Below are 15,394 nucleotides of genomic sequence, written 5' to 3'. Positions count from 1 at the left end.
TGACATGGTGAACGGGATGAAGCTAGCTTTTAGTACTCTTCCTTGTGAAGAATGGAGCGTAGCGCAGCTCATCGGTGCATGCGCTGATTATGGCTATTCAGGCATCGAGCTACGCGAAGGAATCCATGCTTGGGGGAAATTAGAGACAGATCGGGCTATTCGCAGGCAAGCTGGAGAGGCATTAGCTTCTGCGGGAGTCCAAGTAACCGATATTGGATCGGGTCTTTGTGTGAAAGGCTTGGGAGATGCCGAGCGTCAGCAGGTTGAGACGTTATTCCCCAGTTGCTGGCGTTCGCTCAGGACTTTCGGTCAAAGGCTATTCGTATTTTCTTAGGCAATTTCATGCGTAGATTCGATGATCCGATGGTGGCGTTGAATCACGAAAGGATCGTGAAAACGATTCGCTATATGTGCGATTTGGCAAGCGAAGCTTCGGTAAGTGTTTGGATTGAGTCACATAATGAATATGCGACAGGTAAAGTATTACGTGGGTTACTAGATGATGTAAATCGGACGAATTGCGCTGTCATTTGGGATGTGCTGCATCCGCTTGAGGATGGCGAGCAACCGGAAGAAACGCTTAGATCGTTGGGTAAGGATTGTGTGCATGTGCATATGAAGGATGGCAAGCCATGGGCAGATCCGATACATCACGATTGGGCTTATACGCTGTTAGGTGAGGGCTGCAGCCCAAATCAGCGTATTGTTGAATTACTCTTTGCGAGTGGTTATGATGGTTATTTTTCCTTGGAATGGGAAACGAAATGGCGACAGGAATTAAGGATTGCTGGGAGTGAGCCGGATGTTGTGCTGCCTACGTACGTACGTTATATGGCTAATCTGGTAAACAACATTAATCAGGTCTGATGAATCGATAATCGAGGTGTAGATCCATATGAGAGCATTAGTAACGGTGAGTGATCCACATTTACGTAAATTGATTTTCCAACAAGACACCATTCAGCAGTTGAATGCCCTGTGCGAAGTAGATTGGACCGATGAACATTTGGATTCCAGTCAACTGGCAGAGCGTATTGGTGATTATGATATTTGTATCACTTCTTGGGGGTCAGCAAAGTTGGATGCTGGTGTTTTGGAGAAGGCACGGAGGTTAAAATTTATCGGGCATGCGGCAGGTACCCTTGTGCCGATGGTTGATCCCCAAGTGTATGAGTTGGGTATAACGGTAGTCAATGCGAATACGTGTTTGGCCCGTTCGACTGCTGAACTGGCAGTTGCGCTAATGCTGCATGGCAGCTGGGATTTATCCGGGTATAGTCTGCGATTGAAGCAGGGGGGATGGACGCAGAACAATCGCGAGTTCGTGAAGGGGCTGTATCGTCAAACGATCGGGCTTATCGGATACGGAGAAATCTCGCGAGAAGTTATCCGTCTCCTCCAGCCTTATGAGGCAGAGATTCTGCTGTATTCGGGAAACTGCTCGGAGGAAGAAGCGCAGGAGCTTGGTGTCAAACTTTGCTCACTCGAAGAAGTGCTATCGCGCAGCTCCGTGCTCTCCTTACATAATACTTTAACGGAGAAAACGAGAGGGATGCTGGGAGCCCATGAATTGAGCCTGCTGCCCGATGGCGCCTTGCTTGTGAATACGGCCCGGGGTCCGATTATTGAGGAAGCGGCACTGCTGAATGAGCTGACTTCCGGACGCATATCAGCTGCTTTAGATGTATTTGATGTGGAGCCATTGCCTATGGAGCATCCGCTGCTTCAACTTTCCAATGCGTATTGTTTCCCGCATATTGGCGGGTTTAATCACTATTGGAAGAGTAAGCTGGGACTCTTAGTTGTAGAAGATTTGGCGCGCTGGATCGCTGGAGAAGAACTGCAGGGGGAAATTAACCAGGTTAAATTTCAGAGACAAACGTTACCGAGTTAGCAGGAGGGGGAAGGACAAGTGACACAACAAGAGGCGCAACAAGTAGAACAACAAGTAGAACAACAAGTAGAACAACAAGTGACAAAACAGATGGAACTAGTCTATTGGGAGCAGTTGAAATTACGCTTAGAGACGAAAGTCGATAGCATGATTGAGCAATTGGGGGAGAAATGCCCCCATGTGGCTAAAGCAGACGGTGTGTATGATAACACACAGACGGATTGGTGGACGTCCGGGTTTTGGCCAGGCATTCTGTGGATCATGCATGAACTGACGGGGAAGGAGCATTACAAGCAGGTGGCCTGGCCTTGGGATGAACGAATTGAGCGGTGGTTAATTAAACCATCCCAAGAGCTCCACCATGATGTTGGCTTTCAATTTCTACCGACAGCTGTCGTGAAATACGAACTAACTGGCGATGCTGACGGATATCGCCGAGGCATGCAAGCCGCTAATTTCTTAGCGGGCCGGTTTAATACAGAGGGGCAATTCATCCGTGCTTGGAATTTCGATAAGATTGGCTGGGCCATCATAGATTGCATGATGAACCTTTCGTTATTGTTTTGGGCTAGCCGTGAATCGGGTGACCCGCGGTATAAACATATCGCTATTCGCCATGCGGATACGGTATTGAAGCATTTCCTTCGGGATGACGGCTCCGTGAACCACATCGTCAGTTTCGATCCTGAGACAGGCGAGTTCATTGAAGCGCTTGGCGGGCAAGGATTTGGACCCGACTCGGCGTGGAGCCGGGGAGCATCTTGGGCTATTTATGGGTTGGCCAATGCATACAGAAATACAGGCGACCAGCGCTATCTTGATGGGGCTAAGCGAGCGGCCAATTATTTCATCGCTTCGCTGCCTGACGATCATGTGCCATTGTGGGATTTCCGAACGGATTCCGCCGAAGGAGAGCCCAAAGACAGCTCCGCGGGAGCCATCGCGGCATCAGGCCTGCTCGAAATCGCGCGCCATGTCTCGGCACATGAAGCTAGATTGTATCAGGGGAAAGCGGAGCGAATGATTCGCTCGCTAACGGAGAGTTACATGGCGGGCGAAGGGCATGAAGCCATCCTATTACATGGCACAGGATATAAGCCTGCGGGACAGAATATCGATGTTTCGTTGATATACGGAGATTATTTCTACGTCGAGGCCGTTGCCAAGTTGAATGGCTGGCGCCGAGATATATTCTAGGGGAGCATGTCGCAGCAATGGCGAACTGAGAGGAGTTAGTCGATTAAACCGTACTAACTCAGGCGCAGCTATGGCGAAAAGAGAGTAGTAGTGTATTTCATCAAGTCATGAGAGGGGGTGAAATGAAGAAGTTAACGTATCGGGTTGTTAGAATTCTTTGGCGAATCCGTCGACAGCAACACAAAAAAGAAAGGAACATGCGCGATGTCATCCTTTTCGGTATGAATCCGGTTAGCACGGGCATGGTTCGGGATAACACAGTTCTGCAACTTCCTCTGGAGCCAACTGGCGATGCGATTAGTATTCAATAGATGTAGGAAGGAAACCTAAGGAAACCGTCTGGGCATAGCGCCTGGGCGGTTTTTTCGCATGGTTGTATCTGGATAATCCCATGAAATGGGTAAATACTAACGGAAATATAGCAGAACGGGAGGGAAAGCGTATGGAAATCGAGCAGGAGTCATCTCAAATCTCGGAAGAGCTTGAGACGAATATTCGTCATCTTTTCCAGTGCTTTCATTCTTCTGATGATGTGCGATCCAGAGGGTTTACCTTGCATGGCCGCAAGGGTAGCCTCCTTTATCTAACTACAATTACAGATACAGATAAACTGCAATCGGACATTCTCAAACCCTTGCTGCAATCGAGTGAAGGACGTCTTGAAGATATACTTCCTATTCTAGATATTGAGCTTGTTACTGATCTGCAGTCAGCAGCCGCAGGGATGCTTCAGGGTAAATGCGTCATTCTGCTGGAGCAGAGAATGGATATCATATTGGTCGATGCGAGTACAAGAGCCATACAAAGTGTGGGAGAAACGCAAAATGAACAAACGATCCGCGGCTCGCATATCGGGTTCGTAGATGATATTTCTATGAATGCGCAATTAATCCACCAACGGTTGAAGAATGCCAACTTGGTTGAACGACATTTTACTCTTGGTTCTGAAAGCCCGACGGATGTCATGCTGCTGTACATGTGCGATATCGCGGATATGAACGTTGTTGACGATATTATCGCTAATTTACTCACCAATCAAGCTACCTATATCAAATCCCCGGGTCAAATCACAGATCGTTTGGAGAGCAGTCATTTATCGCCATTTCCACAATTGCTTTTCACCGAAAGACCCGACACGACGGTTTCACATTTAATGGAGGGACGTATTGCACTACTCGTGGACGGAAGTGCATTCGCAACGATTCTGCCAGTCACATTCTTTATGTTCTTTCAAGCGGCAGACGACTTTAATGTCAGATGGTGGAATGGCACTTTTTTTCGGTTTCTTCGGTTTATCAGCGTCATGATTGGCGTTGCACTTCCTTCTGTCTATATATCCATTGTCTCCAATCATTTTGATATATTGCCCATAGATTTGGTGTTCTCATTGAAGGCTTCATTAGAAAATATCCCTTTTAATCCACTCATGGAAGCGATGTTCATGATTACTGTACTTGAGCTGCTTAGGGAAGCCGCGATTCGCTTACCCAAATCCATTGCCTCTACGCTGTCCATCGTAGGGGGTCTCGTGATTGGAAGTGAAGTTGTGAATGCCAATTTGGTGTCAACTACGATGATTGTCGTCATTTCACTGACAGCCGTAGCTTCATTCAGCGTGCCTTCACATGAAATGCGCCTTGCCTTACGGCTCATCTCATTTCCAATTATGATTGCGTCCTCACTCCTTGGTTTTGCAGGTATAGCTTTTAGCTTCAGTCTCTTGTTCATGCACCTAAGTAAACTCGAGACGTTTGGCGTGCCCTATTTCTTTCCGTTTACGCCATTCAATCCAAGACGAATTCTGACTACGCTCGTTCAACTGCCCAAACGAATCTTCGGTGGGAAAGCGTCTGATAGGAGGGCATCATGACACGGGTTCAATTATTTGCCTTCATTTTGCAAACGCAGATCGGAATAGCAGTGCTTTCCTTCCCTTATGATTTACATAAAGCTGCCGGGGCAGATGGCTGGATTTCGGTTCTTGTGGCTGGAGCTGCTGTGCAGCTTCTTCTCGTGGGTTACGCCTTGCTCTGCCAAAGGTTTCCACGACAACACCTGTATCAATTCGCACCTCTCATTGTGGGCAAATGGCTAGGGAATCTGGTCAACGTGGTTTATATATTACATTTTGCCATTACGAGCAGTCTGATCTTATTGATGGAAATGATGTTTGTAGAGCTATGGATATTACCTCACACCAACCCCGGACTCATCATCGTTGCGAATTGTATCGTTTGTTTATACATGGCCAAGGAGAATATTCGGGTAATTGCCCGTTACCATGCGTTAATAACCTTATTAATTATTATCATGGTCGCAATCATGTTGACGAACTTTAGCACGATGGATTTCCGCTATCTATTGCCTGTGGGGCAAGAAGGATTCCAAGCTATATTATTGGGGGTAAAAAGTTCTGTGCTTTCCTTTTTGGGTTTCGAAGTGGTTTTGGTGCTGAATTCTGATATTCAAACCCAAGGAAAAAGTATAATCCCTCCCATTTTGTGGGCAAATGGATTGGCAACCGCCTTCTTTTTACTCATCGTTTTCATCTGTTATCTTAATTTTAGTCCGGATTCTCTTGATTTCATTCCGCAGCCTGTGCCGTACTATTTGAATGGGATTTCCCTGCCGTTTCTAGAACGGTTGGATCTGATTTTTCTTTCGATCTGGCTGGTAAAAGTAACGTCAACACAGATCAGTTACCTCTACAGCGCAGGGAAAGGATTAGGATTATTATTTCATCGCAATGAGCACAAGAAAGCGATATATTATCTTGTCCCACTGGTCTGTTTAACGGGGATATTCTGGCGATCGGAGAATCGCGTCCAAATCTTTGAGCATATTACTCAATTTGATAGTTTTATCGTCCTCAGTCTTCCGATTGTGCTCTTACTGTTTGCTTGGTTGAGAGGGAAACGGGGGCAGCTTCCGCTATGAAAAAGCTTATGATCGGATGCCTTAGCCTCCTATTACTCTCAGGATGCAACTATCGAAATGAACTCAAAAACCTGCAACTCATCTATGCTGCCGCGATTGATAGTAACGATCAACAAGAGATTGTTGCTACGGTAACTGTGCAATCGCCTGGTGGGAAGGAACGAACGGCGCCCGTCCATGAGGTGCTAACGGCAGCGGGACCTACGCTGCAAGATGCATTATTTAAACAAATAGGGTTACAAATTGCAGGCCCAATAGGTACCTCCAAAAATCAAGTATCACTGATCGGCGAGAAGCTGGCCAAAAAAGATTTAGCTGAAATTCTGGATGCATCCTTTCGGAGTTCCAATGTGCCTATGCTTGCTAAAGTGGCTATTGTTCGTGGGAAAGCTGCAGATTTGATTCGCCTTGATCGTATTGGGTCTGCAACTGCAGGGGAATATTTGCGGAAAATTCTCAGAAGCGCACACTATGAAACCATTGTTCCATCCATGACGCTGCATTCACTCTACCCTATGCTGCACGATGCGGGGCGCGATCCCGCCATTCCCATTCTGAGGAAGGAGTCCGATAAAGCTGTAGTCGATGGTCTGGCTCTTATGCATGCTCGCAAATTTACAGGCAATTCGTTAACACCCGAGCAATCTATGTTGTATCTATTAATGAATGGTGAAAAAGGTGACATTTGCGTGATTACAAGAAGTATCAAGGAGAAAACTTCCAATGAAAAAAATGACCCTTTAGATTATTTAGCCCTTAACATTTCGAATTTAAAGCGAAAAAAAGAGGTTTGGATTGACGCCGAGGGGCATGTGCAGATTCAGATTAACCTGAAGATGAAGGGGAGAGTCATTGAATATGCGAAGGGAAACCTCGGAGACAAGCAAAAGATGGAACAGTTAAGCAAGCGATTCTCAGAGGTAATTTCAGAAGAAGGCAATGAAATCTGCAAATTGCTTCAGCAGGCAAATTCGGACGCACTCGGCATCGCTCGGGATGTGATGGCTTTTTATCCGAATGAGTGGAAAAGGATGGACTGGGAGACAGACTACGCGAAAGCCAATTTCAAAGTTGTTATGAAAGTGGAGATTATCGGACATGGAATTATCAATTAGCCCGCTAGCAGAAAGTTCATTCGAATACACGAAGTAGGTATCTAAAAGTATACCGGGTATCTTTAAAGTGCCTACTTCCAGTGAGCCCTAATAATCGTTATACTGATGAAGTTACGTTAAGTAAGTAATTCACTTTATTTTAGGAGGTAACAAAGATGTCGAACGAACAATTAAAAATAGGTATTATTCTAGGTAGCACCCGTCAAGGACGTGTTAGCCCACAAGTAGGCGAATACATTAAGCAAGTTGCTGACGAGCGCGGAGATGCTGCTTACGAAATCGTAGATATTGCCGAGTATAAACTTCCTTTCTTGGGTGAAGGTACTGGGGAAGAACCAGGTCTTGCAACATGGAATGCGAAGCTTGATAGCTTAGACGGATTCGTATTTATCGTGCAAGAATACAACCACAGCATTACAGGAGCTTTGAAAAATGCACTGGATTCCGCACGTGAGGCTTGGAATAACAAAGCTGCTGGTATCGTGAGCTATGGTTCAACTGGCGGTGCTCGTGCTGCTGAACATCTACGCGGTATTCTTGGTGAGTTATTGGTTGCTGACGTTCGCGTACACCCGACTTTCTCCTTATTTACAGATTTCGAAAACTACTCCGTTTTCAAACCAGCTGATCTTCACAAAGCAAACGTAAATGCAATGCTAGACCAAGTGAATGCTTGGAGCGGCGCGTTGAAAACATTGAGATAAATATTGGAATAGAAATACCCCACAGGGATGAGCTGTGGGGTTATTTTTATTGATACCAGCGTAGGTTATGGCGTGAGATGTTACTTCTTTCCTTGCATACTCAGTTGAAGCCAACCGTTCCTTAAAGTTTTATATCATTTTTTATTCTATGAAAAACCGTATGTATATGAATTCTTCACTGATCAATACTCAATTCTTATTCTAGATTTAGACTTTGTTTATTTGTAACAGCTTCTAAGTCAGTAGGCAGTTCTTTATTTTTACCAATGATTGCTCTTGACTTATCTAGTTTGAACTTACCTTGATACCATCCCAAGTACAACATAAGCGTAAATACAACATCATTATATTTTTGTGCACGTGCGTTAGAAATATCGACTTCAACAATTACCTCAGCTTTCTGTTTGAGTTCGTCTACTGTTGAAAATGACTCTGATAACTCGCCATGGCTGTTAAATGTTAAAAGAGGAATGTTTAATAAATAGATTAGTAGTGCAGATAGGCATAATGCAATGAAAATGCCAAAAATAATCTTATTTTTCTTTATAGATAATGACATATAAATTCACTCCCTTTTTAATTATATAATAAGCTTATTCCTGTCACGTCATCTGATTGAGGTGTTGTGACTGTTCGTGTAGGATTCCCAGTATTATGCATTATTGTAGCAGTATTATCAATGTCATCAAGTCCAAGAGAGTGACCTAATTCATGACTAAGGGTTGACTTATTCCATTCTCTCAAGCGTCCATCCATGTGTGGCGAGATTCCTACGATTAAAAAGTATAAAACTGAATAACAAGAACATTATCTCATTCACGAAATTGCTGTTGAGCTGACAAAAACAATGTCCTATTTTCCACAGATTCTAACAGACCAAAAGCATCGTAATAGGCTGGGGGAGTATTAAAGAGTAATATGGTATGCTAAAGGATAATTTTTCCTAATGGAGTGTGATTTACTTGAATAAGAGGCCTCGTGTACTATCCTTTTCTGGCGTTTCGGGTGGAGGTAAGACAACGACCATCAAACACTTGATCCATCAATTAGATCATGCTCAAGCTCTCTATTTTGATGATTATGAGTTCGAGAATTGCCCAGATATTTGCGAGTGGCTTGAGGCAGGGGCTGACTACAATACTTGGATGCTTTCTCCTCTCATTACAGATATTCAACTTCTACTAAAAGACGAATCACTAGACTATATTGTCCTTGATTATCCGTTTGCTTACTTGAATGATGCCGTGAAAGACTTTATTGATGTGACATTTTATATAGATACCCCATTGGATATTGCCATGGCTAGACGCATTCTACGCAACGAGCAGGAACATAGGATGAGTGAATTACAAAGTGACTTACATAACTATTTGATCAGGGGAAGAGCTGCTTATCTAGAAATGGAAAAGACGGTAAAGGCCAATTCGGATGTTGTCCTGCAAGGTGAATGGCCTACAGTGTTAATCGTCGATCGGATTATAGATGAATTACGGAAGCGTTCGAGTTAATTTTTTATTTTTTACCACAGGTAAATTCTTGCCTGAATGGGTTCATCATGCGAGAATAGGTGTTGGACAAACCATACTTATTCAAACACAAGAGGAGTTCATTCACATCATGTTGCATTTGAGTTGGGAAATGTTGATTTTCGTTATCGTCGGCGGGTTCTTGGCAGCCTATGTAGATTCGGTTGTTGGGGGAGGCGGGCTTATTTCGGTGCCAGTCCTACTGGCAACAGGAATGCCACCAGCGCTGGCGCTAGGTACGAATAAATTAGCGGGGACGATGTCGTCGCTGACAAGCACGATTTCATTTATGCGGACAGGGAATGTTGATCTCAAAGCGGTACGGGGATTGTTCGTGCTATCCTTGGCTGGAGCGGTGTGCGGCGTATTCGTGCTGCGGCAAATTCCTTCCGATTTTCTAAAACCGCTAGTCGTGGTGATGCTGATTCTGATTACGATTTATACGATATTCCGCAAAAATTGGGGAGACATCTCGACCTTCAGTCAGTACTCGGCGAGGACGGCTTTCCTCATGGGCTGCGCGGCGTTCGTCTTAGGATTCTATGACGGGTTCTTTGGGCCAGGAACGGGGTCATTCCTTATTTTTGTATTTCTGATGGTCGGTTTCGACTTCGTCAAGGCAGCAGGCAACGCCAAAATTCTCAATTTCGGCAGCAACATCGCAAGCTTAATTACGTTCATGGCGCTGGGCTCCATTAATTATTGGATCGGAATTCCGATGGGATTGGCCATGGTGTGCGGCGCACTTCTGGGCTCACGCATGGCGATCCGGAAAGGATCGGCGTATGTGCGGCCGCTTTTTATCGCGGTATGTGTACTGTTGGTTGGAAAGCAGATTTGGAGCTTGATGTAATAGGGAGCATTAGGCCCCTTATGTGCCCAGCCCAGATTTTGCGGGATCCATTGCGAATTGACCGATGGTTATGGTACTATTTTAGCAGAGTGTATATGAAGGAGGTGAAGGTAGGATGAATCGAGAGTTCGTAAACAACCGTGTGAGCCAGTTACCCATTGCGATGGCTGGCATCGTTCATGCAGAAGTCAAAGACGCGAGAGGTCTGTCCACTTATGCGCATACGGTTTACCAACTCACGAAAAGACACCTACCTTAACCCTCTACGGAAATGATCCGAAAGGTCGTAGGAATTTTCCTGCGGCCTTTTTGTGTTAGCTGCGTGCAGGTCAGGGTCTGTCTTCATACCAAGGAGGATCCTTTATTATGTTAATTGTTAATGGCCAAAATATAAAAAAATACCACGGTGCCCAGTTAGTACTCGAAGATGTTACATTTGAAATCCATCAAGGGGAACGTGTCGGACTTGTGGGTCGTAATGGCAGTGGGAAATCGACGCTGCTGCGCCTTATTTCTAAGATAGAAAAGCCTGATGAAGGGCAGTTGACGGTGCGAAAAGATACGGGGATCGGCTATTTGGCGCAAATTCCAACAGCTTGGGAAAGCTACACGGTGTATGATGTGCTCGCTTCGAGCTTTCAGGAGCTGCTGGCTTGCCGCGCAACGATGCGTGAGCTCGAGCGTGAAATGTCGAGTCCAGCGGTGATGAACGACGAGAAAAGGATGGAGCAGCTGCTTGCGCGATATGCTGATCTACAGGAAAGATTTGAACGCGAAGGCGGTTACGAGCTTGATGCACGCATCGATCAGGTAGCGAATGGGCTGCGGATTGCAAAAGGGTTTTATGAGCGAAGTTTCGCCTCGTTGTCTGGGGGGGAGAAGACGAAGATTACTTTGGCCTCTCAGTTAATTGGTAAACCAGACCTGTTGCTGCTGGATGAACCGACGAATCATTTGGATTTGTCGGGCGTGGAGTGGCTCGAGGATTACCTCAAACATTATGATGGCGCTTGTATCATTGTCTCTCATGACCGCTATTTTCTGGACCTCGTTGTTTCGAAAATTGTTGAACTGGAAGATGGCGAGTCGACAACGTATCACAGCTCCTACTCAGGTTATGTGAAGGAGAAGGAAGTACGACTACTTCAGCAGTTCGCGGAATACCAAGAGCAACAGAAGGTTATTAAAAAGATGAAAGAGACGATCAAACAGTTGATCGAATGGGGGCGTATTGGCGGGAATGAGAAGTTTTTCCGCCGGGCATTCTCCATGCAGAAGGCGCTGGATCGGATGGAAAAGCTCAAGCGGCCTGTGTTGGATCCGAAGGCGGCTGATTTTGATCTGAAGCCGGAGGACCGTTCCGGCCGGAGGGTGCTGCGCTTCGAGAATGTCACGAAGCGATATGGCGAGAAGACGGTGCTGGGGCTGGCGAGCGGCGCACTTGAATATGGCGAGAAGGTGATGCTCGTCGGGCATAACGGCTCTGGGAAAACAACGCTGCTGAAAATGCTGCTTGGTGAAGAGCTGCCCGATGGCGGGGAACTGGAGCTGGGTGCTCGTGTCGACATCGGCTATCTGGCGCAGCAAGCATACCCAGCGGATGATAAGAAATCCGTGCTGGCGTATTTCTGCGAGGAAGCGAAGCTGGAAGAAGGGGAAGCGCGGGGGCGGCTAGCAGCTTATTTGTTTTATGGCGCAGATGTGTTCAAAGCGGTAAGCTCCTTATCCGGCGGCGAATGGACGCGATTGCGCTTGGCTTTGCTTGTGTTGCGCAAACCGAATCTGCTCATTCTGGATGAGCCGACGAATCACATGGACATCGCATCGCGCGAAGCGCTGGAGGATGCGTTGGAGGAATTCCCAGGCACGGTGCTGGCGGTGACGCATGATCGGTATTTTATGAATCGGCTAGCGCGTAAAATATGGGAGTTGGATCGGGGGAAGATCACCGTGTATTTGGGTGATTTTGACGCTTATAAAGCGAAGAGCGGCGAGCTTCGCGCGCGGGAAGAATTGAGGGCTGAAGAGCGTCGGGGCGCTGATAAGGTGAAGGAGAAAGCGAAAGAAAAAGTGAGTCAGCCCGAAGTTTCCGGGCCTAAGCAGGGGAAACCAGCAGCGGCTGGGAAGGCCGCTTTAGAGAAGCGGATCGCTGGCGTAGAAGCTGAGTTGGCCGCGTTGGATGAGCGGCTGCAGCAGGCAGGCGAAGCACTGGAACCTGTGGAGCTCGCTGAGCTTTGGGAGAAGCGGGAAGTCGTACAGGCGCAGTTGGATGGTCTGTATGAGCAGTGGATGTTGGAGGAGTAGAACTGACGTATGCAACCTACCTTGTCATTGTCACAAAACTGGCTTCGTTCCGCCACCGATCTGACATGGAGTCCGTCCCCCCAGTATGATAAGCTAGAAGTACTTTAGAAGGAGGCGATTGCTGTGATTCAAGTTTTCCCGGCCAATACACGTAATTCAACTGATTTGGGGTGGCTCAAGAGCCACAAAAGCTTCTCTTTCGGCGACTATTTTGATGAAGAAAATGTAAGCTTTGGTGTCATGCGAGTGTGCAATGACGATGATATCGCAGCAGGACGGGGCTTTGGCCCGCATCCCCATAGCGATATGGAGATCGTCAGTATCGTACTCAGCGGAGCAATTAAGCATGAAGACAGCCTTGGCCATGTAGCCATTACGGCTTCTAATGGTGTACAGCGAATGTCCGCAGGCAGCGGCGTCATTCATGCCGAGTATAATGCATCGGAAACGGAACCGATGAGTCTGTTTCAGCTATGGTTTATGCCTGCGAAACGTGGGATGGAGCCCTCTTTTGAAAATGTGACGTATGAGCCAGAGGCGATGGTTAATCATCTGTTACCGGTTGTAACACCTGAAGGCGGACCTCACATCGCGAAAATCCATCAGGATATGAGCATCTATTTGAGCAAACTGGATGCAGGAAAAGAACTAGTGTTCGAGCAGGGCGAGGGGCGTCGTATTTTCCTCATGCTGGTGAGTGGGAAATGTTCGGCTAATGAATCGCTACTCGAAGCAAAGGACAGTGCGCGTATCCAGGGGGAGTCAACGTTAACCATTCGTGCGCTCGAAGATACACATTTCATGCTTATTGATCTGCCATAAGGCGATAATGGAGAGATAGAGGAGGTTGCAGCGATGAAGGAAACTTTTCTAGTGAAGCATGCGGTTGGCGGTCGTGCTTTTATTGATACAGGTAAGCAGCCTGTGCCCTATACGTGGGAGCAGCAAGGCGAACAGTGGTTATTCCGTGTTCAGATTGATCAGCCGGAGCGGATTGCGGAGCTTTTGAAATGGAAAGAGGAGCTTAATGTATTTGTATTTCAAGAGTTTGAGAATGAGCCTACACGGAAATTATGGTTCTATGTGAGTGAAGATGGTGTTCAATTTACGGAGGATAAAGGCGAGTTAACGATCATCGCAACTTCCCATATCAGCTATATTCCTGACCAATTTAGTGTGAAGTGATTGGAGTTATACCGATGAAAGTTCAGGACCAGCAGCTAGAGAAAGCGATCCCCTTTATACACGAATGCTATACGGAAATGGGCAAAAGTGAGGCGGAAATCGAGAAGCGTATTGCCGAGATTGCGCAAGCGATTCAGTATAACGGGACGTATGAGCATACGATGGAAGAGTTGACGCATGGCGCGAAAATGGCTTGGCGCAATAGCAACCGCTGCATCGGGCGTTTGTTTTGGGAGTCGCTTCGTGTATATGACGCTCGTCATATCGAGACGGAAGAAGCAGCGGCGGATGCGCTGTTCAGGCATATTGAGGAAGCGACGAATGGCGGAAAGATCCGCCCCGTCATTACGATATTCCCGCCTTCGCGTGAAGGGAAGCCTGTTGTTCAGATCAAGAATGAGCAGCTGATACGCTACGCTGGCTATGAGACAGATGATGGCATCGTTGGCGATCCTGTCTCAGTGGAATTCACTAAGGCATGCCAAGCACTCGGTTGGCAGGGTGCGGGCACGCATTTTGATGTGCTGCCGCTCATGCTTCAAGTGGGAGAGCGATCACCGCGGTTGTTCGAGATTCCGAAAGCGTTGATTTTGGAGGTGGCGATCACCCATCCAGAGCTGCCAACCTTCGCTGATCTGAATCTGCAATGGTATGCGGTGCCGATGGTGGCGAACATGTACCTCGAAATGGGTGGGGTGATGTATCCCGCGGCACCTTTTAATGGGTGGTACATGGGAACCGAGATCGGCGCGCGGAATTTTGCCGACGAGGCCAGGTACAACATGCTGCCGCGGGTAGCATCGGTCATGGGGCTCGACACGCGGCGCGAGTCGACGCTGTGGCGGGACAAAGCGCTGGTCGAGCTGAATGTAGCGGTGCTGCATTCGTTCGCGCAGCACGGTGTCTCCATCGTCGATCACCACACAGCGGCGAAGCAGTTCAAACGCTTCGAGGACAACGAAGAGAAAAGCGGGCGAGACGTTACGGGTGATTGGACTTGGCTGATTCCGCCAATGTCCCCGGCGACGACGCACATTTTTCACCAGCATTACACCAATGAAGTGAAGCTGCCTAATTTCTTTTACCGCAGCAAGAAGCGCTAGCTGCGGCGATCAGCCTACTCACGTATTCACATTTGATGTGAATACGTGAGTAGGTTTTTTGGGTTGGGGCCGCAGCTGCGCGGCACAGCGCCTGCTGGGTACCGTAAGTCGAGAAAATCGACTTACGGCGAGCCGAAGCGCCGGTAGGGCACCCGTAAGTCGAAATAATCGACTTACAGCGCGCGGAAGCGCCCGCAGTGCTCCCGTAAGTCGAAAAAATCGACTTACAGCGCGCGGAAGCGCCTGTAGGGCACCCGTAAGTCGAAAAAATCGACTTACAGCGCGCGGAAGCGCCGTTAGGGCTCCCGTAAGTCGAAAAAATCGACTTACGGCGCACGGAAGCGACTGTCGAGCTCCCGTAAGTCGAAAAAATCGACTTACGGCGAGCCAAAGCGCCCGCAGTGCACCCGTAAGTCGAAAAAATCCACTTACAGCGGGCGGAAGCGCCGTTAGGGCTCCCGTAAGTCGAAAAAACAGCCATGACAATGTTCCATTGCCACCCCCTAGAATGAAAATGGTTTTATGCATCACGCAGCTGTTCTTAAAGTCTAGACCTTCTAAGTTCTCTCAATTCTG

At 47.3% G+C, this 15,394-nt stretch carries 19 protein-coding genes; 16 read left to right on the top strand and 3 right to left on the bottom strand.

Annotation, left to right across the window (positions count from 1 at the left end; all coding sequences use genetic code 11):
- The first annotated feature begins 4 nt into the window (after positions 1-4).
- The 9 genes from AC58QT_RS24810 to AC58QT_RS24770 all read left to right on the top strand — a co-directional run bounded on the left by AC58QT_RS24810 (position 5) and on the right by AC58QT_RS24770 (position 7,847).
- The gene (locus AC58QT_RS24810; RefSeq protein WP_497411337.1) at positions 5-334 is read left to right on the top strand and encodes a hypothetical protein; all 330 of its coding nucleotides are present in this window, start codon (positions 5-7) and stop codon (positions 332-334) included.
- Positions 335-342: 8 nt separating this feature from the next.
- On the top strand, positions 343-867 hold the full coding sequence (locus AC58QT_RS24805) for a sugar phosphate isomerase/epimerase family protein (protein ID WP_497411336.1): 525 nt from the start codon (positions 343-345) through the stop codon (positions 865-867).
- A gap of 28 nt (positions 868-895) precedes the next feature.
- Positions 896-1,894, top strand: a complete 999-nt coding sequence (locus tag AC58QT_RS24800; protein ID WP_497411335.1) for a hydroxyacid dehydrogenase — start codon at positions 896-898, stop codon at positions 1,892-1,894.
- Between the two features lie 90 nt (positions 1,895-1,984).
- On the top strand, positions 1,985-3,091 hold the full coding sequence (locus tag AC58QT_RS24795) for a glycoside hydrolase family 88 protein (RefSeq protein WP_497411475.1): 1,107 nt from the start codon (positions 1,985-1,987) through the stop codon (positions 3,089-3,091).
- Between the two features lie 122 nt (positions 3,092-3,213).
- Positions 3,214-3,402, top strand: coding sequence for a hypothetical protein (locus AC58QT_RS24790; RefSeq protein ID WP_497411334.1), 189 nt, complete (start codon positions 3,214-3,216; stop codon positions 3,400-3,402).
- Positions 3,403-3,533: 131 nt separating this feature from the next.
- Entirely contained in the window at positions 3,534-4,961 is a 1,428-nt protein-coding gene (locus AC58QT_RS24785; RefSeq protein ID WP_497411333.1) for a spore germination protein, read from the top strand.
- Positions 4,958-6,028 carry a GerAB/ArcD/ProY family transporter gene (locus AC58QT_RS24780; protein WP_497411332.1) on the top strand — a complete coding sequence of 357 codons (1,071 nt, stop codon included), beginning with the start codon at positions 4,958-4,960 and terminating at the stop codon, positions 6,026-6,028. The genes AC58QT_RS24785 and AC58QT_RS24780 overlap by 4 nt, the downstream gene beginning before the upstream one ends.
- Positions 6,025-7,143 carry a Ger(x)C family spore germination protein gene (locus AC58QT_RS24775; RefSeq protein ID WP_497411331.1) on the top strand — a complete coding sequence of 373 codons (1,119 nt, stop codon included), beginning with the start codon at positions 6,025-6,027 and terminating at the stop codon, positions 7,141-7,143. Before AC58QT_RS24780 ends, AC58QT_RS24775 begins: the two co-directional genes overlap by 4 nt.
- 155 nt (positions 7,144-7,298) lie before the next feature.
- Complete coding sequence (locus tag AC58QT_RS24770; protein ID WP_310500825.1) at positions 7,299-7,847, top strand: NADPH-dependent FMN reductase; 549 nt, start codon at positions 7,299-7,301, stop codon at positions 7,845-7,847.
- A gap of 196 nt (positions 7,848-8,043) precedes the next feature.
- On the opposite strand, the gene AC58QT_RS24765 is transcribed toward AC58QT_RS24770, so the two are convergent.
- Together AC58QT_RS24765 and AC58QT_RS24760 are read right to left on the bottom strand one after the other, a co-directional pair.
- Complete coding sequence (locus AC58QT_RS24765) at positions 8,044-8,406, bottom strand: hypothetical protein (RefSeq protein ID WP_497411330.1); 363 nt, start codon at positions 8,404-8,406, stop codon at positions 8,044-8,046.
- Positions 8,407-8,423: 17 nt separating this feature from the next.
- The gene (locus tag AC58QT_RS24760) at positions 8,424-8,603 is read right to left on the bottom strand and encodes a matrixin family metalloprotease (protein WP_497411329.1); all 180 of its coding nucleotides are present in this window, start codon (positions 8,601-8,603) and stop codon (positions 8,424-8,426) included.
- A gap of 206 nt (positions 8,604-8,809) precedes the next feature.
- Between AC58QT_RS24760 and AC58QT_RS24755 the strand changes: the two genes are divergently transcribed.
- The 7 genes from AC58QT_RS24755 to AC58QT_RS24725 all read left to right on the top strand — a co-directional run bounded on the left by AC58QT_RS24755 (position 8,810) and on the right by AC58QT_RS24725 (position 14,818).
- Positions 8,810-9,355: a nucleoside/nucleotide kinase family protein gene (locus AC58QT_RS24755; RefSeq protein WP_497411328.1), complete on the top strand. Its 546-nt coding sequence runs from the start codon at positions 8,810-8,812 to the stop codon at positions 9,353-9,355.
- Between the two features lie 109 nt (positions 9,356-9,464).
- A complete protein-coding gene (locus AC58QT_RS24750) occupies positions 9,465-10,226 on the top strand; it encodes a TSUP family transporter (RefSeq protein ID WP_497411327.1) in 762 nt (253 codons plus the stop codon).
- 115 nt (positions 10,227-10,341) lie between these two features.
- Positions 10,342-10,485 carry a hypothetical protein gene (locus AC58QT_RS24745; protein ID WP_310500822.1) on the top strand — a complete coding sequence of 48 codons (144 nt, stop codon included), beginning with the start codon at positions 10,342-10,344 and terminating at the stop codon, positions 10,483-10,485.
- 107 nt (positions 10,486-10,592) lie between these two features.
- The gene (gene abc-f, locus AC58QT_RS24740; RefSeq protein ID WP_497411326.1) at positions 10,593-12,530 is read left to right on the top strand and encodes a ribosomal protection-like ABC-F family protein; all 1,938 of its coding nucleotides are present in this window, start codon (positions 10,593-10,595) and stop codon (positions 12,528-12,530) included.
- Between the two features lie 123 nt (positions 12,531-12,653).
- A complete protein-coding gene (locus AC58QT_RS24735) occupies positions 12,654-13,352 on the top strand; it encodes a pirin family protein (protein WP_497411325.1) in 699 nt (232 codons plus the stop codon).
- 33 nt (positions 13,353-13,385) lie between these two features.
- Positions 13,386-13,715 (top strand): hypothetical protein, encoded by a 330-nt coding sequence (locus tag AC58QT_RS24730; RefSeq protein ID WP_497411324.1) that lies wholly within the window; start codon positions 13,386-13,388, stop codon positions 13,713-13,715.
- Between the two features lie 14 nt (positions 13,716-13,729).
- A complete protein-coding gene (locus AC58QT_RS24725) occupies positions 13,730-14,818 on the top strand; it encodes a nitric oxide synthase oxygenase (protein ID WP_497411323.1) in 1,089 nt (362 codons plus the stop codon).
- Positions 14,819-14,836: 18 nt separating this feature from the next.
- On the opposite strand, the gene AC58QT_RS24720 is transcribed toward AC58QT_RS24725, so the two are convergent.
- Entirely contained in the window at positions 14,837-15,304 is a 468-nt protein-coding gene (locus AC58QT_RS24720) for a hypothetical protein (protein ID WP_497411322.1), read from the bottom strand.
- Between the last annotated feature and the right edge of the window lie 90 nt (positions 15,305-15,394).

This window comes from Paenibacillus sp. J31R109, from assembly GCF_059692055.1.
This window is presented reverse-complemented; position numbering and strand designations above follow the sequence as displayed.